At 69.2% G+C, this 19,258-nt stretch carries 15 protein-coding genes, 1 tRNA gene and 1 pseudogene; 7 read left to right on the top strand and 10 right to left on the bottom strand.

Annotation, left to right across the window (positions count from 1 at the left end; genetic code table 11):
* The 3 genes from TsocGM_RS24550 to TsocGM_RS24540 form a co-directional block, all read right to left on the bottom strand.
* Positions 1–690: toll/interleukin-1 receptor domain-containing protein (locus tag TsocGM_RS24550; RefSeq protein ID WP_199756901.1), on the bottom strand; the 690-nt coding region annotated here is incomplete at its 3' end.
* A gap of 431 nt (positions 691–1,121) precedes the next feature.
* Positions 1,122–1,508 (bottom strand): hypothetical protein, encoded by a 387-nt coding sequence (locus TsocGM_RS24545; protein WP_126728104.1) that lies wholly within the window; start codon positions 1,506–1,508, stop codon positions 1,122–1,124.
* A gap of 30 nt (positions 1,509–1,538) precedes the next feature.
* Complete coding sequence (locus TsocGM_RS24540) at positions 1,539–2,237, bottom strand: ParA family protein (protein WP_126728103.1); 699 nt, start codon at positions 2,235–2,237, stop codon at positions 1,539–1,541.
* 1,218 nt (positions 2,238–3,455) lie between these two features.
* Here TsocGM_RS24540 and TsocGM_RS24535 point away from each other — a divergent pair.
* Complete coding sequence (locus TsocGM_RS24535) at positions 3,456–4,664, top strand: replication initiator protein A (protein WP_126728102.1); 1,209 nt, start codon at positions 3,456–3,458, stop codon at positions 4,662–4,664.
* A gap of 739 nt (positions 4,665–5,403) precedes the next feature.
* On the opposite strand, the gene TsocGM_RS24530 is transcribed toward TsocGM_RS24535, so the two are convergent.
* Positions 5,404–6,129 (bottom strand): GntR family transcriptional regulator, encoded by a 726-nt coding sequence (locus TsocGM_RS24530; protein WP_126728101.1) that lies wholly within the window; start codon positions 6,127–6,129, stop codon positions 5,404–5,406.
* A 310-nt stretch (positions 6,130–6,439) separates the two neighbouring features.
* On the opposite strand from TsocGM_RS24530, the gene TsocGM_RS24525 reads away from it, so the two are divergent.
* From TsocGM_RS24525 to TsocGM_RS28045, 4 genes and pseudogenes are all read left to right on the top strand, one after another.
* A complete protein-coding gene (locus TsocGM_RS24525; protein WP_126728100.1) occupies positions 6,440–6,655 on the top strand; it encodes a helix-turn-helix transcriptional regulator in 216 nt (71 codons plus the stop codon).
* Between the two features lie 35 nt (positions 6,656–6,690).
* Entirely contained in the window at positions 6,691–6,885 is a 195-nt protein-coding gene (locus TsocGM_RS24520; RefSeq protein ID WP_126728099.1) for a hypothetical protein, read from the top strand.
* A 62-nt stretch (positions 6,886–6,947) separates the two neighbouring features.
* Entirely contained in the window at positions 6,948–7,346 is a 399-nt protein-coding gene (locus TsocGM_RS24515; protein WP_126728098.1) for a helix-turn-helix transcriptional regulator, read from the top strand.
* Between the two features lie 27 nt (positions 7,347–7,373).
* Positions 7,374–8,501 (top strand): annotated as a pseudogene (locus TsocGM_RS28045) (tyrosine-type recombinase/integrase); the annotation flags it as partial.
* Positions 8,502–8,766: 265 nt separating this feature from the next.
* On the opposite strand, the gene TsocGM_RS24505 reads toward TsocGM_RS28045, so the two are convergent.
* Both TsocGM_RS24505 and TsocGM_RS24500 read right to left on the bottom strand, forming a co-directional pair.
* Positions 8,767–8,840 (bottom strand) — tRNA-Arg (locus tag TsocGM_RS24505).
* A 118-nt stretch (positions 8,841–8,958) separates the two neighbouring features.
* On the bottom strand, positions 8,959–10,920 hold the full coding sequence (locus TsocGM_RS24500; protein ID WP_199756900.1) for an SLC13 family permease: 1,962 nt from the start codon (positions 10,918–10,920) through the stop codon (positions 8,959–8,961).
* 267 nt (positions 10,921–11,187) lie between these two features.
* On the opposite strand from TsocGM_RS24500, the gene TsocGM_RS24495 reads away from it, so the two are divergent.
* Positions 11,188–13,761: a CehA/McbA family metallohydrolase gene (locus TsocGM_RS24495; protein WP_126728097.1), complete on the top strand. Its 2,574-nt coding sequence runs from the start codon at positions 11,188–11,190 to the stop codon at positions 13,759–13,761.
* Positions 13,762–13,975: 214 nt separating this feature from the next.
* Here TsocGM_RS24495 and TsocGM_RS24490 read toward each other — a convergent pair whose 3' ends face one another.
* The 4 genes from TsocGM_RS24490 to TsocGM_RS24480 form a co-directional block, all read right to left on the bottom strand.
* Positions 13,976–14,449: a hypothetical protein gene (locus TsocGM_RS24490; RefSeq protein WP_126728096.1), complete on the bottom strand. Its 474-nt coding sequence runs from the start codon at positions 14,447–14,449 to the stop codon at positions 13,976–13,978.
* 136 nt (positions 14,450–14,585) lie between these two features.
* Positions 14,586–15,521, bottom strand: coding sequence for a DUF1559 domain-containing protein (locus TsocGM_RS24485; RefSeq protein ID WP_158633750.1), 936 nt, complete (start codon positions 15,519–15,521; stop codon positions 14,586–14,588).
* A complete protein-coding gene (locus TsocGM_RS26360; protein WP_158633749.1) occupies positions 15,518–15,796 on the bottom strand; it encodes a hypothetical protein in 279 nt (92 codons plus the stop codon). The genes TsocGM_RS24485 and TsocGM_RS26360 overlap by 4 nt, the downstream gene beginning before the upstream one ends.
* A 378-nt stretch (positions 15,797–16,174) precedes the next feature.
* Complete coding sequence (locus TsocGM_RS24480; protein ID WP_126728094.1) at positions 16,175–16,387, bottom strand: hypothetical protein; 213 nt, start codon at positions 16,385–16,387, stop codon at positions 16,175–16,177.
* On the opposite strand from TsocGM_RS24480, the gene TsocGM_RS24475 reads away from it, so the two are divergent.
* Positions 16,386–18,482 (top strand): FAD-dependent oxidoreductase, encoded by a 2,097-nt coding sequence (locus TsocGM_RS24475; RefSeq protein ID WP_233579172.1) that lies wholly within the window; start codon positions 16,386–16,388, stop codon positions 18,480–18,482. The genes TsocGM_RS24480 and TsocGM_RS24475 overlap by 2 nt on opposite strands.
* Positions 18,483–19,258: the final 776 nt, after the last annotated feature.

Here is a 19,258-nt window from a genome sequence, read left to right as displayed (position 1 = left end):
CATCGGGGGGGCCCTTCGGGGTGCTGGCGATTGTCGCTGTGACCCAGTCCACCACGAAGGTGCCTCCCCTTCCATCGAAACTGTCAACCGGGCCCACCCCCATTTCGGCTCTCTTTGCGACAGAGCCAGAAAACTGTCGCACTCCTGCTCGGTAAACTGCCTCTTGATCCGAAGCTTGCCCGTCCGCACGGCTGCGGCCATAGCGCCGCTGGCCGGCGGCTGCGCTAGTGCCTTATCCCCTGTGCCGCGCGACCTCGCCGCCATGATTTTCTGAATCGCGAGTTGAGCCGCATCCTCCACCTTCAGCTTCCGGAGGTCCAGGTATCCAAGAGTCGGCCTGATGCCAGGGATGACGGTGTCGTCGAGACGCAGAGGCAGGATGTACTCTTCGTTCTCCTGAAACGCCCTCGCCTGGGCCGATTTCAGCTCATGGTTTGTCCACGCCTTGGCCGCGTAATGGGCGGACAGGAACATCACGCAGAATCGCGCCCTTTTCGAGTACACTTCGTCAAGATGCTGATACAGGTCGCGGCCCCACAGAGTAGCCTGCTCCCAGGTGTCGTAGAAGACCCCAAGGCCTTCGGCCATCAGTATCTCCGCGAACCGCTCCGCCGTGGCCCGGTCCTCGCCAGCGAAAGACACCGCGACGTCGTACTCGAACTCACCGTTGGCCATGGAGAACTCCTCCAACGTCTTGCTCCGCTCCCGGGTGCTCATTTGATGCTGAGACCCAGAAGACCACGTCTTTTTCCACCTGACGGCGATCCGTGCGGCCGCCGCCCCTCCCGGCACGCCAGACCATCAATCATGGTCACATTCTAGCTTCGAACGGTAGCTATCGCGACTACCGATCATCCCTTCGACGAATACAAGCACGCATTCGCGAATTCTCCAGGCAGAGGGCACCGCCGATGCATCGCGGTGAATCCTCGTGCTCCACCCGGACTGCGCTGAGCGCATGAGGGTGGACGATGGCGGCTCCCGCGGTGGTGTTCGATTCCGGCATCTGAGCAAGCGCGCTCGTGCCTGATTCGGCTTTGAGCCTTCAGTACACGGGGAAGGTCAGCGCCTGCTGGAGCTGCAGTCCGGCCGAGGGCCTGCCGTAGACGCCGGGCAGGGAGCTACGAGAGATATCCCTCGGCCCTGAGCCAGGGCTCGAGCGCCTGCTCGACGATGTCCTGTTGCGTGTAGAGTTCTTCGCCGGAGAGTTGCCGCTCGAGCGAGGCCCGCTTGAGTGCCCCGGCGATCTCGGGCCGGAGCCGCACGGTGACCGGGATGAGGCCGACGGGGGCGACCTTCGATGGCCTCGGGCGGCGGACCGGCTCCGGCTCGACGGAGGCCGCTTCCGCTGGTGCCGGGGCCGGCGCGGGCACTGCAGCCTGTGGCTCGCCCGTTGCCGCCGGGGGAGGCGTCAGCTTGCCGTATTTGAGGAAGTTCTGCTCGACGACCGGGTCGATCTCCTCCTGGTCGCGCTTCAGGCTCTCGACGAGCGATATCCGCTTGCTCATGGCATCCCTCCGTGTCGCTGCTCCGACAGGCTACTTCTGATTCGCGCGCCTGCGTTCCCTACCCTTCTTGATCCGCACCACCTTGCCCGAGGCCTCGGCCACGATCTCGCCGAGGAGTTCCGTGAAGACCTCGTCGATCTCCGCGGCCGCCTCCCTCCCCTTGGTGCCCATGCGCCAGACGACCGTCCCCTGCCCGGGCGCGTCGGCGTAGATCTGCCGCAGCGTGATCCCCGTGCCCGCGAGGTCCAGCTGCAGCGCGTCGGCCGCGTCCTTCATGTCCTGCGTGAGCCGGTACTTCGAGCCGACCATGCTGAGGACGGCCACCGCCTGCGGCAGCCCCTTGCGGATGTCCTGCGACTGGCGGAGCACCTCGGTGGCCTTCGCCAGCGCGCGGACCTCCAGCATGCTCGCCTTGCACGGCACGACGGCGAAGTCGGCCCGGAGCAAGAGCGCCCGGCTCATCTCCGTCTGGCTCCCCGGCCCGTCGGCCACGATGAAGTCGGCCTCGTCCCGGAGCTTCGGCAGCTCGTTGAGGACCTCGTCGGGGGTGTCCAGCTTCAGGGCCCGGATCTCGGGCACGGCCTGGCGGACCCACTCCGAGGAGGATCGCTGGACGTCGCAGTCGGCGAGGATGACCTTGAACCCCTTCTCGTGGAGCCAGGCCGCGAGGTGGACGGCGACGGTGGTCTTCCCCACCCCGCCCTTGGTGTTGGCAATTGCGATGATCATTTGCGACGACCGTAGAACGCCGACCGGACGGCTGGCAAGCGGTATTTCTCGCAAGCCTGCCGGCAGGATGGCGCTGCGACCACGCGGCCCGTCGGGCAGGCCACCGAACGCGCAGCGAAGCGCAGCACCGGCCGGGCGAGATCGCGGCGACCAGGCCCGCACGCCAGCCGAACGACGCCGCCGCGCGCATGCAAGTCGCACGGACAACCAGCCGAACAGCCGACACGCAGGCCAGGATCCCACCCGGCCCGGCAACCGCGCAGACCCTCGACATACCAGCCGCTCACCCCCCCGACCCGCCAACTAGACGCGCAACCTGACGGCCCCAGAGCCAACGGGATGGCCACGAGGGGACGCGCGCGACCGGCGGAGCAGCGGGGCATACAACAGCCCCGCCAGCACGACAGTTGGCCGAACGACGCCGAAGCCACGCAGGCGACAAGCCCAACCGTCTGCCCGCCGCGAGGGAGGCCGCCCGACCAACTTCGCCGCCAGCACCGCGAACATCGAGCAGGCCGGACGTCAGACAGCCCGGACGACCGCCGTGCAGACAAAGGCGCCACCCGCGCGAACAGCAATACGGCAAGCAATATTGCTGGCAAGCATGCTTGCAATACGTCCGGCTTGTCGGTCGGACAAAGCGGTTGTCGTACGGCCGGGGGTACGCGAAGGTACGCGCAGGTTCAGGCCGCTTGAAGCAAGCTAGGCCGGGCAGGGCGTCGCGGCAATACGTGAAGTGATGCAGGAACCGGCCGGGCGAGGGGACGACCCGTTGGGGCGGCCGCGGGGTCGGGCACACCAGCGGTAGTGGCCGGGGAGGGGGCGGAAAGCGATACGTGAATCCGGACAGGAAACCCCGCGGCAAGCACGATCCTCGGCCGGAAAATCCCTGTGCTTTCCGCGGCTTAGGGGCGTGCTCTCCGGCCCCGGGGCGATACGTCATCCGGGGCAGGAAGCGATACGTGAACCGGGACAGGGATCGTCCTGCGAGGCACCGGCCCTGATACGTGAACCGACACAGGGGCGTTGCGTCGTACCGCGCAGGAAACCTACGTGATCCGGGACAGGGAACGCACGTGAAATGAGACAGGATGATACGTCATCCGGGGCAGGGATCGGGGGCCTAAGTCCTTGCGAATCCAGCAGAAAGAAAAACTCTACTCTTAGTTTACTTGGTACTCAATACTCGGGTCGGGTGGGATTGAACTAGGGAAAAACGTGGAAGCGATCCGCCGGAACAGCAAGCAGGTCGGCCAGAACATCGCCGACTTCACCAACGGCCGCGACGAGATGAACCTCGTCGAGTTCCCGCTCGCCCTGCTCTCGGAGCGGGCACCCCCGGGGCTGCTGACGCTGGAGGTCTCCGACGAGATCGAGGAGAAGGGCATCGCGCTCAGGCGCCAGGTCACGGTCGCCGCCACGGAGAAGTACGGGCTGCCGACGGCCAAGGACGAGGACGTCCTGATGGGCATGCTCCAGCTCGCCAAGCTCCAGAACGAGTTCACCAGCCCGCTGGTCTACTTCACCCGGCTGCAGCTCATCAAGCTCCTGGGCTGGGACAACACCCGCTGGTCCTATGAGCGGATCGGCCTGGCGCTGGAGCGCTGGCGGAGCGTGACGATCACCTACCGCAAGGCCTGGCGCGACAACAAGGACCGCGAGTGGACCGACCGCACCGGCTTCGGCCTGATCGACTCCTACAGCCTGAAGGACTCGCGCCGGCTGGGCCGCGCGGGCGGGGAGGGGACCGAGCCGCCGACCGAGTCGCTCTCCTGGTTCCGCTGGAACGGCTTCCTCTTCGACAGCTTCCGCTCGGGCTACCTCAAGAAGCTCGACTACAAGGTCTATCGCGAACTCGAGCAGCAGGCGGCCAAGCGGCTCTACCGCTACCTCGACAAGCACTTCTTCGAGCCGCACAAGCTGCGCCTGGAGTTCGACCTCCAGGCCCTGGCCTTCGAGCACCTGGGGATGAGCCGCAACTACGACAACACGCAGATCCGCCGGGCGCTCCAGCCGGCGGTCGAGGAGCTCGAGGGGATCGGCTTCATCGAGGCGGTGCCGGCCGAGAAGCGCTACAAGAAGCTCGGCCGCGGGCGCTGGACTGTGACGTTCAGCAAGCGACCGGCGGCGAGGGGCGACCGGCGGGCCGCGGTGCCGGCGTCAAGACGAGGCGTCGTCGAGCTGCCGCGCGTCGGGCAGCGGAAGGACCGCAGGGAGGACGCCGAGCGGCGGCGGATCGAGACCTTCCTGGCCGCCCAGACCGAGGAGCGGCGCGCCGAGATCGAGGGCGAGGCGCTGGCCTGCGCCGCGCCGTTCCTCCGCCAGAACTACGAGTCGCGCAAGGGCGAAGGCGGGCCGCTGTTCGAGGAGTGCCGGCGGCTGATCATCCACCAGCACGTCGCCAGGCTCATCGCCGAGAGTCAGTAAGCAATGCGGCGGATGGCCCCTCACGTCGCGCGATTTCTCGAACAGCACCGGAAGGCACTTGGCGTTCTTCTCTGTGGGGCTGCTGCAACAGCAATTGCGGGTTATTTCGAAGACACGGTGGGCGAGTCCGTCGGCCTCGCGCTCCACTGGCTCGAGCTCCGAGCGAATTCGGCTGCGGAATGGCTCCGCGCATCACATCCCTTGCCAGGGTGGGTCATCCTCCTCGCTCCACCGATTCTCATCCTCATCGCCCCGGCCTGGGGCATCATTTCACGATCCTTCTGGTGCAGGGCCTACCGGTCGGACGCCATTAACGAAGTCGTCTGGCGGTGGAGGTGGCAGTGGCGTAGCACCAAGTTCGCCATCTCAGAGCTCTTGCCGTGCTGCCCTCGTTGCAACCACGAACTGATTGAGGGTCATGCGTATAGTCCGGTGCGCATGTATCTTAAATGCGAGAACTGCGGCTACAGGACAGATTATTCCCATCACAGCTATTTGTTCGAACTCAAGGGGAGCATTGAGCAACACGTCAGGAGGCACATCCGGAACGGGAGCTGGCGCGAATCGAAGGAGCGGGTCGAGGATCTGGTGCTCTCCGCCGGCGAAGAGACGCGAAGAGAGCATCGGGCTCGAGGATAGCCGCCCTACCAGGCGCGGGACACGAACAGCCCTTCTCGATCTCGAGTAGATCCTGTCCCGGATCACGTACCACGATGCGGACGGGTTGACGATCGCTCGGCTACGTCCGCGGGTCGTCGATCTCCAGGGTGCGGAGATAGTCCGCGTGGTCCTTGAACCAGCGTCCTGCGCGATTCACCACGTGCATCCTCACCGCATCCGCGACGGCGGCCGGGTCGCGTGAGCGCAGGGCGCTGAGCACCGCCTCATGCTCATCGAGCACCACCGCGCGGCGCTCCTCGGTGAGCTCGTCGAGCGACACGAGGATGCGCGTGCGGTTCCGCAGCCGGCCGAGCAACAGCTCGACGTTCGCCAGGCCGGCCAGGCGGGCGATCCCGCGGTGGAAGGCGACGTCGAGGTCGACGAACCGGACCCTCCCGCCCGGCGAGGGGTCGGCCACCAGCTCGCGCATCGAGCGTTGGAGCGACTCGAGCTCGCCGATGTCCCGCCCCCGCGCCGTCAGCTCGCGGGCCGCATAGGTCTCGAGGATGAGCGTCGCGGCGAGGAGCTCGCGGGGCTCATCCCGGTGGACCACGTCGACCAGGACGGTCAGCTGCGGCGTGATCCGCAGGAGGCCCTCGGCCTCGAGCGTCCGCATGGCCTCGCGAACCGGCGTCAGTGAGACGCCGAGCAGCTTGGCGACCCTTCCCCTCAGGATGGCGTCACCCGGCCGGTACACCCCCGCGAGGATGGCCGTCCGGAGCTGGAAGGCGACCAGCTCGTAGGCCACGGGCTTCGAATCGTGCGGCCAGGGCGGGGGCGTGAAGCTGAGCTCGGCGTCCGACATCGACCCGGCCTCCCGATCGCCGGGCGGGGCGGCCGGCCCGGCACACAAAAAGTATACTTTAGAAACATCGGCGACCACTTATGATTTGCCTTGAGCCGCGATCCGCGGCGCCGTACCATGACCAACCGGGTCAGCACGAGACCCGCGGCCGACCCGGCACGACCGGCGAGGTGGGTCTCCGTCGGCCGGTAGCAAGCACCCATTCTCGTCATCCCGCCGCGCGCATTCCAGCCCAGGGCCGCCGGCCTCGCTCCCGCGGTCGCGGGGATGCCACGCGCCGACTCGTCAAGCCAAGCCCCCGGAGGAGCCCATGTCGACCGAGACGCAGCAACCGCTGTTGATCACCGCCGAGGATGTGGCGACGATGCTCGGGGTCTCCACCCGCACCCTCTGGCGCCTGCTGAGCGCCGGCCGCCTGCCGCGGCCCGTCCGCTTCGGCGGCAACACCCGCTGGCGGCTCGACGAGGTCCGGGACTGGGTCGACCGCGGCTGCCCGCCCGTGTCCGATCCGGCCGATCGGCCCTGAAGCCCCCCGGGGAGCGATCAGAGGAGCCCTTCGAGATGTTCATCGAGAGCCGGCCGGCCGACCCCCGGGTCCACGAGGCGGCGATCCGCATCGCCCGGCGCTGCCGCCACGTCATCCAGTGCCTGCTCCGCGAGGAGGAGTGGGCCGAGGCCGATCGCGAATTCTACCGGGTCGCCCGCGAGGAGCTGGAGGCCTTCCGGACGACGACGTGCGATGACCGCGGTCGCTGACGATCGACGCAAACCTCCGATTGAGTTTGCGCGAAGTCTTTTCTGCTTTAGGAGATGAGCCCATGGCCTCCGTCCCGGGGCCCGGACAGGACGCGGCCCGGCGGGGCGAGGATGGGCGCCTCATCGCCGCGGAGCGGGCGCGGATCTCCATCACCATCTGGCGGATACGGACGAACTTCCCGGAGGGCGACGTGGCGACGTCGGATCGCGGCACCAGAGACGATCACGATTGGGCGCTCCTGATCCCGGCCGCGGAGGTGGCTCGGCTGCTCGACGTCTCGCGGCGGGCACTCTGGAGGCTGAAGGCCTCGGGGCGGCTGCCCCGGCCCCTGAGGATCGGCCGGGCCGTCCGCTGGCGGCGCGAGGAGATCCGGCTCTGGATCGCGGCCGGTTGCCCCGACCCGCGACGCGACGATCACACCCCGGCCCCGCAGGGGGCCGACATCCCGGACGACACCTGACGCGAACGACCCCCCGGAGGCCGGGACATGCCCGCTCTGTTCAAGCTGAGGATCACCCGCTACCTGGACGAGCACGGCCGCCGCGTCCCCAAGGGGACGCCCGGCACCCGCGTCGTCCGCGAGCGGAGCCGCAAGTGGTACGGCGAGTACCGCGACGCCGAGGGGATCACCCGCCGCGTCCCGCTCGCGACCGACAAGGCCGCCGCCCAGGCGAAGCTCAACGAGATCGTCCGCCGGGTCGAGCGGAAGGAGGCGGGCCTGCACGACCCGTACGAGGAGCACGAGGCCCGGCCGCTGGCCGAGCACCTGGAGGACTACCGCACCTTCCTCCGCTCCAAGGGCAGCACCGAGAAGCACGTCGGCCAGACGATCCGGCGGATCGAGGCGCTCTGCGACGGCTGCGGCTTCCGCCGCCTGTCCGAAATCGACGCGCCGAAGGTGGCCGCCTGGCTGGCCGAGCGGCGGCGGGCCGGCCGGCGGTTCTCGGCCCAGACGAGCAACTTCTACCAGGACCTGGCCAAGGCCTTCTGCGCCTGGCTCCAGGCGCACGATCGCATCGCCAAGAACCCACTCGTGACGCTCCGGCGGCTGAACGTCGCCACCGACCGCCGGCACGATCGCCGGGCGCTGACCGAGGAGGAGTTCGGGCGGCTCCTCCGCGCGGCATCCGAGGGCCCCGTCGTCGAGGGCCTGTCGGGCCCGGACCGGGCGATGCTCTACATCCTGGCGACCTGGACCGGGTTCCGCCGCGCCGAGCTGGCGGCGCTCACGCCCCGCAGCCTCGACCTCGATTCCGAGCAGGCGACGGTGCGGCTCCCGGCGCAGTTCAGCAAGCGGCGGAAGGCCGAGCGGCTGCCGCTCCACCCGGCGGTGGTCGAGCGGCTCCGGGCCTGGCTCGCCGCGCGGCCCGACCTCGCGGAAGGCACGCCGCTGTTCGCGCTCCGCACCCCGTCGGGCCACTTCCGCAAGACGTCGAAGATGATGCGTCTCGACCTGGAGCGGGCGGGGGTCGCCTATCGCGACGAGGAGGGACTCTTCGCCGACTTCCACGCCAACCGGCACACCTTCATCAGCAACCTGAGCCGGGCCGGGGTGCCGCTGGCCACCGCCCAGAAGCTGGCGCGGCACAGCGACCCGAAGCTGACGGCCAGCCGCTATACCCACCTCGGGCTGGACGTCCAGGCCGGGGCGATCGCCAGCCTCCCGGCGGTGCCGGGGCTCGGCGCCGCGGACCAGGAGAGGGGAGCTGCCGGGGATCGGGTTGCAGCCCCGGTTGCAGGAACTCCTGCCGCCGACCGTCCCGAACCGGCACCGGCTGTCCCCGAAGGATCTCGGGGAGTGACCGACGCCCCAAAACGCAAAGCCCCGCCGGGGCGGGGCTTAGGCGCTAGTTGTCGGCCGGAGTCGCCGGCCGACGCAGTACACCCGACAGGATTCGAACCTGTAACCTTCGGTTCCGTAGACCGATGCTCTATCCAGTTGAGCTACGGGTGCGATGCACACGCATTGGCGGTGCGAGGTGGAGGTTATCTTACCGTCTGGCGACCGGCGAGAAAAGATGTCAGGGGGTTTTCTCCTCAGGGGCGGAGCCAGGGAGAGGTTCGCTGGCTTGTCAGAACGGCCAGATCAGGGGGACCAGGACCGTCGCTGTGGCCCAGAGGAGCAGGTTCAGTGGCACGCCGACGCGGACGAAGTCGCCGTAGCGGTAGCCTCCCGGGCCGTAGACCATCATGTGGGTCTGATACCCGATGGGGGAGGCGAAGGCGAAGGAGGCCGCCAGGGTGATGGCGATGACGAACGGGCGGGGCTCGGCGCCGAGCACCCGGGCCGATTCCAGGGCCAGGGGGAAGGCCAGCGCCGCGGCGGCGTTGTTGGTCACCAGCTCGTTGAGGATCATCGTTCCCAGGTACAGGGCCGCCAGCGTGGCGATCGGCCCGAACGACCGGGTGGCGCCCACCAGCAGCTCGGCCCCGGCGGCGGCGGCCCCGGTCTTGTCCAGCGCCTCGGCCAGGCCGAGCGAGGCGGCGATCGCCAGCAAGACCGGCCACTCGACCGCCCGCAGCGCGTCGATCCGCCACAGGCAGCCGGTCGCCACCATCAGCCCCCCGGCCAGCAGCGCCGCCACCGCCGGCTCGACCCGCCCCGAGGCGATCGCCACGATCAGCAGCACCGTGATCGCCGCCGCCGCCGGGGCCCGACGGTGCCGCACGGCCGTCGAGCCCGGAACCTCGGACACCAGGTAGAAGTCGTTGTGATCCCGGTACGCTCGGCTGAAGTCCGGGCCGACCTGCAGCAGCAACGTGTCTCCCGGGCGAAGCTCGATGTCTCCCACCTTGCCCGCCAGGCGTTCCCCATTGCGGTGCACGGCCACCACCGCCGCGTCGTAGAGCGCTCGGAAGCCGGCCTCGCGGACGCTCTGGTTCACCAACGGCGAGGCCGAGCTGACAACCGCCTCGCAGAGCCGGTGGCCAGGTCGGCCGACTCCCGATCCGGCGTTGATCTCGTACTCCGGCTGCGCCGCGGGCACCAAGCCAGGAATCTTCTCCAGCTCGGTGATCGTCGAGACGTCTCCGGTGAAGATCAGGCGGTCGCCGGCGTGGATCGTGACATCGGGCTCCACCGGGCCGATCGCCTCCCCGTCGCGGTCAATCTCGATGAGGAACAACCCCGGAAGGTGACGCAACCCGGCCTCCTCGACCGTCTTGCCCACGAGCTTGCACTCGGGGGCCACCTTCAGCTCCGAGAGGTACTCCCTCCTCGACTCGCTCAGCTGCTGCCTCGCGTCCTTCCGCTTCGGGGTCAGCCTCGGGGCCACCAGCAGCAGGTACGCGGCGCCGACCAGCGCGCACGGGATCCCCGCCATCCCCAGCTCCAGGAACCCCAGGCCCGGCAGGTTCGGATCCCCCTGCTTCAGCAACAGGCCGTGCACCACCAGGTTGGTGCTCGTGCCGATCAGCGTGCAGCAGCCCCCCAGGATCGACAGGAACGACAGGTGCATCAGCAGGCTCGACGGCGCCACCCGCTGCCGGCGGCACCAGTCGACCACCACCGGCAGCAGCATCGCCACGATCGGCGTGTTGTTGATCACCGCCGAGCTGGGCAGCACCAGCCCCGCCAGCCTCGCCCTCGCCCCCCCCGCCGTGCCGACCCGGCCGAGCAGCCAGTCTCCCACGACGTCCAGCACCCCCGTCTCCCGGAGCCCCGCGGCCACCACGAACATCCCGGCCACGGTCAACACCCCCGGGTTCGAGAACCCGGCGAACGCCTCGGCCGGCTCCAGCACCCCGACCAGCGCCAGCAGCACCGCCGCCCCCAGGAACACCACGTCGGGAGACGCCCAGTCCCGGATCAGGGCCAGCAGCACCAGCACCGTCAGCCCCATCGTGAACCACGCCCCGAACCCCAGCGCCGGGGCGCCTCCGACCCCCCCCGCCGCCGCCGCCGCTGCCGCTCCCGGCGCCGCCGCCGGCCCATCGGCCGGCGCTGCCGGACCTTCCGGGGGCCCGGCGGTCGCGAGGCTCCCGCCGATCAGCAGCAACATCGCCACCAGCAACACGGGCGCGAGGCGGGGCATGGACCGTGACCACCTGCTCGGGGATCGGGGATCGGGGATCGGGGATCCTCGGACGTCGTCCGGACAATCTAACGTAACTTGATCGGGATGTGCAAGATGGCCGCTGGGCCTCGCATGAAGGTCCCGGGAAAGGGGCGCGAAGCCCGGGGATCGTGCTGGCGATTGGCCGTCTGGGGGCGTTCAATAGGGCCGCCCGGGGCGGCACCGGCCCCGGGGACCGCGGGTCCCACCACGAGAATCCCAACACTCCGAGATGTCGAGGCCGCCATGAGGGGAACGCCCCGCTTCGGATGGCTCGCCACCGCGTCGCTGGCGATCTTCGCGACGACGGTTCGGGCGACCGACCTGGTTACGCTCGCCCCCCCCACCTGGGACACCTACGCCCCGACCGGCAAGGAGGCCGACGCCATCTCCGGCGACTTCGTGCTCCGCAACGACCGGGTTGTCGCCGTCGTCGCCCGACCGGTCCGGATGCGGAACGCGAACATGACGGTTCGGGACGTTGGCGGCATGATCATCGACCTGGCCCGCCGCGACTCCGACGGCGGCGACCAGCTTCAGGCCTTCTACGCCGCCTCTCCCACCCACGACTTTCAGTTCGCTGGCGTCGAGGTCGACGAGCCCGAGGTCTTCGACGTCGAGCGCAACGAGATCGACGGCACCAACCAACCCCGCCCCTCGATGTTCGTCCGAGCCCGAGCGGTCACGCTCCGCCTCCTGTCGAAGCCCCGCCCCGATCGGCCGCTCGTCGAGTTGCGCTACACCCTCTCCGACGACGACGACGCCATCACCGTTCAGACCACCTGGACCAACGACACCGGCCGGGACCTGACGATTACCCCCACCGACGCCCTCCGCGCCGAGAGGACCTTCGAGAAGGCCCCCGACGGGTCGTCCAAGCTGTTCTGGGTCGCCGATTCCCACTTCGGCCAGGCCTACGGCGTCCTCGCCGAGGGCTCGGCCATCACCAGCAAGTCCGACGCGAGGTACTCGTACCTCAACTACTCGGTCGACGGCCAGGCCGAGGTGACGCTCCCTCCGGGCGCTTCCGCCTCGCTGACCCGCTTCCTCTTCCCCGCCGCCGACCTGTTCGGCGTCCGGGCCGTCGCCTCCTCGATCGCCGGCGACCGGCTGATGCCGGCTTCGCTCACCGTCCGAGACTCCTCCGGCGCCCCGGTCGCCGGCGCCGAGGTCTCCCTGACCATCGACGGCGATCGCTTCGGCCTCGGCCGCACCGACGCCCGGGGTCGGCTCTCCGCCCGAGTCCCCGACAACGGCTCGGAGTACGTCACGGAGGTCGTCGCTCCCTGGGGAGACCGGACGACCGTGGTCGAGGAGGTCAGCCCGGGAGAATTCGAGGCCACGCTCCCCCGTCCCGGTTTCGTCGTCGCCGAGATCTCCGGAGAGGACGGCGGCCCGATCCCCTGCAAGGTCCAGTTCGTCGGCAAGGGCGGCACCCCCACCCCCGACTTCGGCCCCGACTCCGGCGAGGTCGCCGTCGGCAACCTGTACTACTCCCACGACGGCCGATTCCGCCGCGCCCTCGCCCCCGGCTCCTACGACGTGGTCATCAGCCACGGCCCCGAGTACGACGCCGAGTTCACCGAGCTGACCGTCGATCGCGGCGCCGAGGCCCGCCTCGCCGCCACCCTCCGCCGCACCGTCGACACGACCGGCTGGGTCAGCTCTGACTTCCACAGCCACTCCACTCCCTCGGGAGACAACACCTCCAGCCAGCTCGGCCGCGTGCTCAACCTGCTCTGCGAGCACATTGAATTCGCCCCCTGCACCGAGCACAACCGGCTGTCAACCTACGTCCCCCACCTGCGCCGCCTGGGCGTCGAGCACCTGATGGCCACCTGCACCGGCATCGAGCTGACCAGCACTCCCGGCGACGTGAACCACCAGAACGCCTTCCCCTTGGTGCTCCGCGAGCACTCCCAGGACAACGGCGCCCCGATGTTGGATCTCGACCCCGAGATGCAGATCGAGCGCCTCGCCCTCTGGGACGGCTACAGCGAGAAGCTCATCCAGCTCAACCACCCCGACCTCGGCCACGTCTTCTTCGACCGCAACGGCGACGGCGAGCCCGACCAGGGCTTCCGAGGCATGTTCGGCCACATGGACGTCATCGAGGTCCACCCGCCGCACACCATCTTCCAGCCGGCCGTCCTGGAGCGGGGCGGGAGGAACACCAACAACACGATCGTCAACTGGATGCAACTGCTCAACCAGGGGCACCGCTTCCCCGGCGTCGTGAACACCGACGCCCACGACAACCTCCACGGCTCCGGCTGGCTGCGCAACTACCTCAAGAACCCGACCGACGACCCCTCGAAGATTGATGTTATGGACATGGTCCATGCCGCCGAGTCCGGCCACGTCGTCATGTCCAGCGGGCCCTTCCTCGAAGTCCTCGCCCGATCCAACGGCACCGAGGCCATCCCCGGAGACGACCTGGCCCTCTCCGGGGGCTCGGCCACGCTGTCGATCCGGGTCCAGTGCCCCAACTGGTTCGACGTCGACCGCGTTCAGGTCTTCCTCAACGGCCGGGCCGTCGAGGACCTGAACTTCACCCGGGAGTCGACCCCCGACGCCTTCTCCTCCGAGGGGGCCGTGCGGTTCGACCGGGAGATCCCCCTGACCCTCCAGGAAGACACCCACGTCATCGTCGCCACCATTGGCGAGCAGTCCCGCCTCGGCGCCGTCTTCGGCGACGGCGGCCACGCCAACGATCTGCCGGTCGCCGTGAGCAACCCCATCTTCATCGACGCCGACGGCGACGGCTTCCAGCCGAACGGGGACACCCTCGGCTCCCCGCTGCCGACCAAGGCCAACTGACCGCCGCGCGGGCCCGGCCGCCGCGCCGGCCCCGCCCCGGTCGCCAGTCGGGCTCGGCGGCGACGGGCTGCCGCCTGAGCCCGGCCGGTCGTGTCGGGAAAGGTCGCCCAGGATCGGAGTGGGCCCCGGCCGCCTCGATGGCACGTCGACGAGATGGCCGGGACCAGAACTGCTCGTCCGATCATCGGTGAGGGGGGCCGACGGCCCGTAGGCCTCACGAGATCTGGCCCAGTGCGATTGTCGTGTAGATCCAACCCGAGGGGGTCATGTAATGGAACGCGCCCTTCCAGAACGGGGTCGCCCGGAGATAGTAGCCGGTCGTGCTCCCCTGCTGCTGAGAGGCCACCAGATCCGAAGGATTGGTGGCGTGATACCAGGTCGTGGATGCTGTCGTCCAGGCCTGCGGCGGCGGGGGATTGAATACGAACGGTTCGAGCGCGGCGTCAGTACGATCGAGGATCGTCCCGGTGCCGGGCGGGGGATTCGACGTGCTGCTGTGGACCAGATCCACCTGGACTCGACTGGTGATCCGCTCCGGCGCGCTTAGAACGATGCCACCCCCGAAGGGGATCGGCGACCCCACGGCGAAATTGCTGTTGGCGATCGGGTTCGTGAAGCTGATCGTGATGTTGGCATGCGCAGGGATGGCATGGGCCAGCAGGGCCGCCGAGACGAGTAGCGCGAGCATGCGACGGCTCGACCAACGCATTGATCTCCTCCTCGAGCTGGAAGGGAAGAAAACGCCCCGGGGCGGGGCGTTGCGGGATGCCGGGCACGCGCCCACCGTCGGCTCGTGGGGGATCGGCCCGGCCACGTCCGGCGCATCAACGCCCGGCCGGGTGATCCGTCTCTCCGCCGTCCCGGCTGCCGAGGGCCCGCCAGGTCAGGACGTCGATCGTGTCCTTGACGAGCCGGACGTGCCCGTCGGCGAAGGCACAGTTCACGCCGCCGGGGTGCATGCTGCCGGCCGTCCAGGCACCGATCTGGTAGCCCGTCCCGTTGAGGCACGAGGGTTGGTTCGGGGAGAGGGTGTGGTTGTAGAAGGTGTGCCCGAACTCGGACCAAGTCCAGTCGAGGCCCTTGGCGTGGTGATTGACCCGCGCCGTCTTGGTGTCGATCCCCCGGCACGCCTCGGCGAACCGATCCAGGTCCTCGGGGCGATCGAGCCGGACCGGGGTGTGGAAGAGCGTCCGCTTCGGGTCGCGGGCCTCCGGGGTCGTGTCCCCGAGGCACCATTCGCTCAGCGCGATGGTCGAACTCAGGCCATCGGTCACGGAGCCCGGCCCGACGGGTCGGCCGCCGGCCAGCCCGTAGATGCCGTTGTACCCGTGCCGCTGGACACCGACGCCGTGGTTGCCCGCGTAGCTGGTCCAGGTGACGCCCGGCTCGGCCAGGGGGACCGCGTCGGAGGGGCAGAGGAAGGACGAGAGTTGCGGGACGACGGCCGTCGCCTGGTCGGCGAGCGTCTCGGCCAGCGGCCCCTGGTCGAGGAAGGGGAGCAGGGCCACGTGGATCGAGCTGCGGGGATGCTCACCGTCGATCGGATAGGATCCGAAGACGCCTGCGTATTGGTTCAGCGCGATGCCGAGCTGCCTCAGGTTGTTCCCGCACCCCAGCCGCCTGGCGGCCTCCCGGGCCGCCTGGACGGCGGGGATGATCAGGGCCGCCAGGAGGCCCAGGATCGTCACGACGACGAGGCACTCCACCAGCGAGAGGCCGCCGGCGACGCCGCCAATCCCCCCCGCTCGTCTCGCCTTCATGGGACCACCTCGATTGCGATCGGCCGGGAAACCGTCCTCACGACCTCCGATTCCGGCAGGGTCGTCGGATCGGCCCCATAGCGAAGCACGGTGACCATGGCGACGGCCCGCAACTCGTAACGGCCGGGCTGCGTCGGCATCCTCACGACGCCGGAGAGCGTGTAGCGGCCTTCGCCCCGATCGTCGACCGCGTCCACCGAGCCGCTGCCCGTGATGACGTCGCGCCGCCTGACCTCGAGGTCGACGTTGTGCCGGAACTCCTCGCCCACGGCCACCCGACACTCCAGCGTGCAAGGCACGATGACCCCAGGTGCGAACGCTTGACCGGGGACCGGCCTCGTCACCTCGATCGATCGGAGCCCGGTCGCCGGCTCCGGGTCGCCCGGCCGCAAGACGACCGGCGGATATCGGACCGGACGGGCGGCCTCGGGCGGGGGATCGCCACGGCCGCATCCCGATGCGGCGGACCACAGGCACACGGTGATGGCGAGAAGCGCCGCCGATCGCATCGCAAGTGTCCCCGTCCGAGCCCACTCCGCCGACGCGAAGCCTCTCTGCTCCTCATGGGGGCCGAGGACCGAACCCGCACGCATCGGCCATATGATGCTCTAGGAACGACAATAACAAGATTGTACCCGCGAATCTGAAAGCCATCAAGAGACTGTTTTTTCCCAATCACACGCGTCATCGTCGCCACCCTCGGCGAGGTCTACCGCCTCGGCGACGTCTTCGGCAAGGGCGGTCGCGCCGACGATCAGCCGGTCGACGCTCGTCGGCAGGATCTGGTTGACGATGGCCCCGGGTGGTCCAATTGGGGGCGATGGAGCCCGCGATTCCCCTCGGAACCGAACCCCGGTGCGTTCCATGTCGCCGACGATCCCCGCCCTGCTGTTCCTCGCGAGCCTCTCGATCGCACCCGGACCCGGCCAGGAACGGGACGGAGGCCCGCAGTCGTTCGATGTTGTCGTTTACGGCGGCACCTCGGCCGGCATCGCCGCCGCGGTGCAGGCCGACCGCATGGGGAAGTCCGTCGTGGTCGTCTCGCCGGATGTCCACCTCGGGGGGCTCTCCAGCGGCGGCCTCGGCTGGACCGACAGCGGGCGCAAGGAGGCCATCGGCGGCCTCGCCCGGGAGTTCTACCATCGTGTCTGGCGGCATTATCAGGACGACGACGCCTGGCGCTGGCAGTCCCGAGCCGAATACGGCAACAAGGGCCAGGGCACCCCGGCCATCGACGGCAACCAGCGCACCATGTGGATCTTCGAGCCCCACGTCGCCGAGGAAATCTTCGAGGCCCTCGTCGCCGAGCACGACATCCCCGTCGTCCGGGACGCCTGGCTCGACCGGGAGTCGGGCGTCGAGAAGGACGGCAACCGCATCGTCTCGATCACCACGATCGACGGCCGCACCTTCTCGGGCAAACAGTTCATCGACGCCACTTATGAAGGCGACCTGATGGCCGCCGCCGGCGTCTCGTACACCGTCGGCCGGGAGTCGAATGCCACCTACGGCGAAACCCTCAACGGCGTCCAGACCGCCCGCGCCGTCAGCCACCAGTTCGACTTCCCGGTCGATCCCTACGTCGTCCCCGGCGACCCCTCCAGCGGCCTGCTCCCCCGCATCCACCCCGGCCCTCCCGGCGAGGACGGCCAGGGAGATCACCGTGTTCAGGCCTATTGCTTCCGCATGTGCCTGACCGACCACCCCGACAACCGCCTCCCCTTCGAGAAGCCCGAGGGGTACGACCCCGCCGAATACGAACTCCTGGGCCGCTACCTCCGAGGCGGCTGGAAGGGCGTCTTCAACAAGTTCGACCCCATCCCCAACCGCAAGACCGACACCAACAACCACGGCGCCTTCTCCACCGACAACATCGGCAGGAACGACGACTACCCGGAGGCGTCCTACGAGCGCCGTCGCGAGATCATCGCCGAGCACGAGCGGTATCAAAAAGGCCTGATGTACTTCCTCGCCAACGACCCCGGCGTGCCCGAGGACATCCGCTCCCGGGCGGCCTCCTACGGCCTGGCCCGAGACGAATTCGTCGACAACGGCCACTGGCCGCACCAGATCTACGTCCGGGAGGCCCGCCGCATGGTCTCCGACTTCGTGATGACCGAACGCCACCTCCGAGGGCTGGAACCCACCCCCGACCCCGTCGGCATGGGCTCCTACAACATGGACTCGCACAACGTCCAGCGCTACGTCGACGAGCACGGCCACGCCCGCAACGAGGGAGACATCCAGGTCAGCCCCGGCGGCCCCTATTCCATCAGCTACCGCGCCCTCGTCCCCAGGGCGGAGGAGTGCGTCAACCTGCTTGTCCCCGTCTGCCTCTCCTCCTCTCACATCGCCTACGGCTCGATCCGCATGGAACCCGTCTTCATGATCCTCGGCCAGTCGGCCGCCACCGCCTCCTGCCTCGCCATCGACCACGGCTCGACGGTCCAGGCCATCCCCCCCGACGCCCTCCGCGACCGCCTCCTCGCCGACGGCCAGGTCCTCGACCTCCCCGACTCCACCGCCCACCGCCCCAGCGTCCCGCTCTCCTCCTCCGACCTCGACGGCGTCGTCCTCGACGACACCGCCGCCGAGCTGGTCGGGGCCTGGCCCACCAGCTCCGCGCTCCTCCCCTTCGTCGACCTCGGCTACCGCCACGACGCCGACGCCGGCAAGGGAACCAAGCACGCCACCTTCCGCACCCCTCTTGAACCCGGCCGCTACGAGGTCCTCCTCTCCTACACCCCCAACCCCAACCGAGCCTCCAACGTCCCCATCACCATCCGCCACGCCGGAGGCCCCTCCTCCCTCTGCCTCAACCAGCGCCGCCCCCCCTCCGGACCCGGCCCGTTCCACTCCCTCGGCACCTTCCCCTTCGCGGGCGAGGCCGCCGTCGAGATCCGCACCGAGGGAACCGACGGCCACGTCATCATCGACGCCGTCCAGTTCCTCCCCCGCTGACCCGACATCAACCCCTCCGCCCTGCCGGGACGGGGCGGCCGTTCTCCCCAATTCGACATCCATGCGTGCGCGGCTCAGCCGGATGCTCCCGACCGAACCGAGACGGAGCGAACCGGTGGCGTGGTGGTCCCGGGGAGCCCCGCCAATTCGCCTCGTCTGTCCGCAAGGTGTTCCGGAGAAACCGCTTGCGGCCTCAATGGCCGACGGGAGGCGACGTCCGAGGGGCCGGGTTCCCCCCTCGACCGCACGGGACCGAATCGAGTCGAGCGGCACCTCGGGTCGACGCCGAGGTGCCGACCGATCACCTGGCGGATTCTCGGGATCGGTCCTCCTTGCGGCCCCGGGGAGGCCAGGAACCAAGCCTTGCCGAGAGCCTCCGATCGGGACCAGGGGCACTTTGTGTCACCGGAACCCGCTCCGTTTGCCATCTTCTCGATAGAGGGGGGCGAGGCGGGGCGGGACGGCCTCGCTCCTCCCCCCCCCCCGGTTCCTCGGGCCGTTCCTTGGCAATCCGACGACGATCCCAAGCGTCGGGCGCAACCCCATTCCGACCGCTTCCCCTCCCGTCCGTCCTCGGACGCTCCCGGGATCAACCGGGCTCATCGCCTCCCCGGCCCGATCGCGACGCGCGGCTTCTGACGGAGCGAACCCATCTATGAGAGGGGGACTGTCAAGCTGCCGGTGCAGGTTCGGTGGGCTCGGGGCCCCGGCACCTCCCCCTCGCCGTCGGCGTCGGTCGGCCTGCCCGTCCCAGACCACGCCCACCAGCGATGCGG

This window comes from Tautonia sociabilis (assembly GCF_003977685.1).
Lineage (GTDB): Bacteria > Planctomycetota > Planctomycetia > Isosphaerales > Isosphaeraceae > Tautonia > Tautonia sociabilis.
Note: the sequence above shows the minus strand (reverse complement) of the source record. Positions and strands in the feature narration are given on the sequence as shown.

Coding starts and splice junctions, on each gene's coding strand:
- TsocGM_RS24545 (WP_126728104.1), bottom strand. CDS start 1,508: ATGAGCAAGCGGATATCGCTCGTCGAGAGCCTGAAGCGCGACCAGGAG.
- TsocGM_RS24485 (WP_158633750.1), bottom strand. CDS start 15,521: ATGAAGGCGAGACGAGCGGGGGGGATTGGCGGCGTCGCCGGCGGCCTC.
- TsocGM_RS24495 (WP_126728097.1), top strand. CDS start 11,188: ATGAGGGGAACGCCCCGCTTCGGATGGCTCGCCACCGCGTCGCTGGCG.
- TsocGM_RS24475 (WP_233579172.1), top strand. CDS start 16,386: ATGTCGCCGACGATCCCCGCCCTGCTGTTCCTCGCGAGCCTCTCGATC.
- TsocGM_RS24530 (WP_126728101.1), bottom strand. CDS start 6,129: ATGTCGGACGCCGAGCTCAGCTTCACGCCCCCGCCCTGGCCGCACGAT.
- TsocGM_RS24540 (WP_126728103.1), bottom strand. CDS start 2,237: ATGATCATCGCAATTGCCAACACCAAGGGCGGGGTGGGGAAGACCACC.
- TsocGM_RS24480 (WP_126728094.1), bottom strand. CDS start 16,387: ATGGAACGCACCGGGGTTCGGTTCCGAGGGGAATCGCGGGCTCCATCG.
- TsocGM_RS24525 (WP_126728100.1), top strand. CDS start 6,440: ATGTCGACCGAGACGCAGCAACCGCTGTTGATCACCGCCGAGGATGTG.
- TsocGM_RS24490 (WP_126728096.1), bottom strand. CDS start 14,449: ATGCTCGCGCTACTCGTCTCGGCGGCCCTGCTGGCCCATGCCATCCCT.
- TsocGM_RS24515 (WP_126728098.1), top strand. CDS start 6,948: ATGGCCTCCGTCCCGGGGCCCGGACAGGACGCGGCCCGGCGGGGCGAG.
- TsocGM_RS24500 (WP_199756900.1), bottom strand. CDS start 10,920: ATGCCCCGCCTCGCGCCCGTGTTGCTGGTGGCGATGTTGCTGCTGATC.
- TsocGM_RS24520 (WP_126728099.1), top strand. CDS start 6,691: ATGTTCATCGAGAGCCGGCCGGCCGACCCCCGGGTCCACGAGGCGGCG.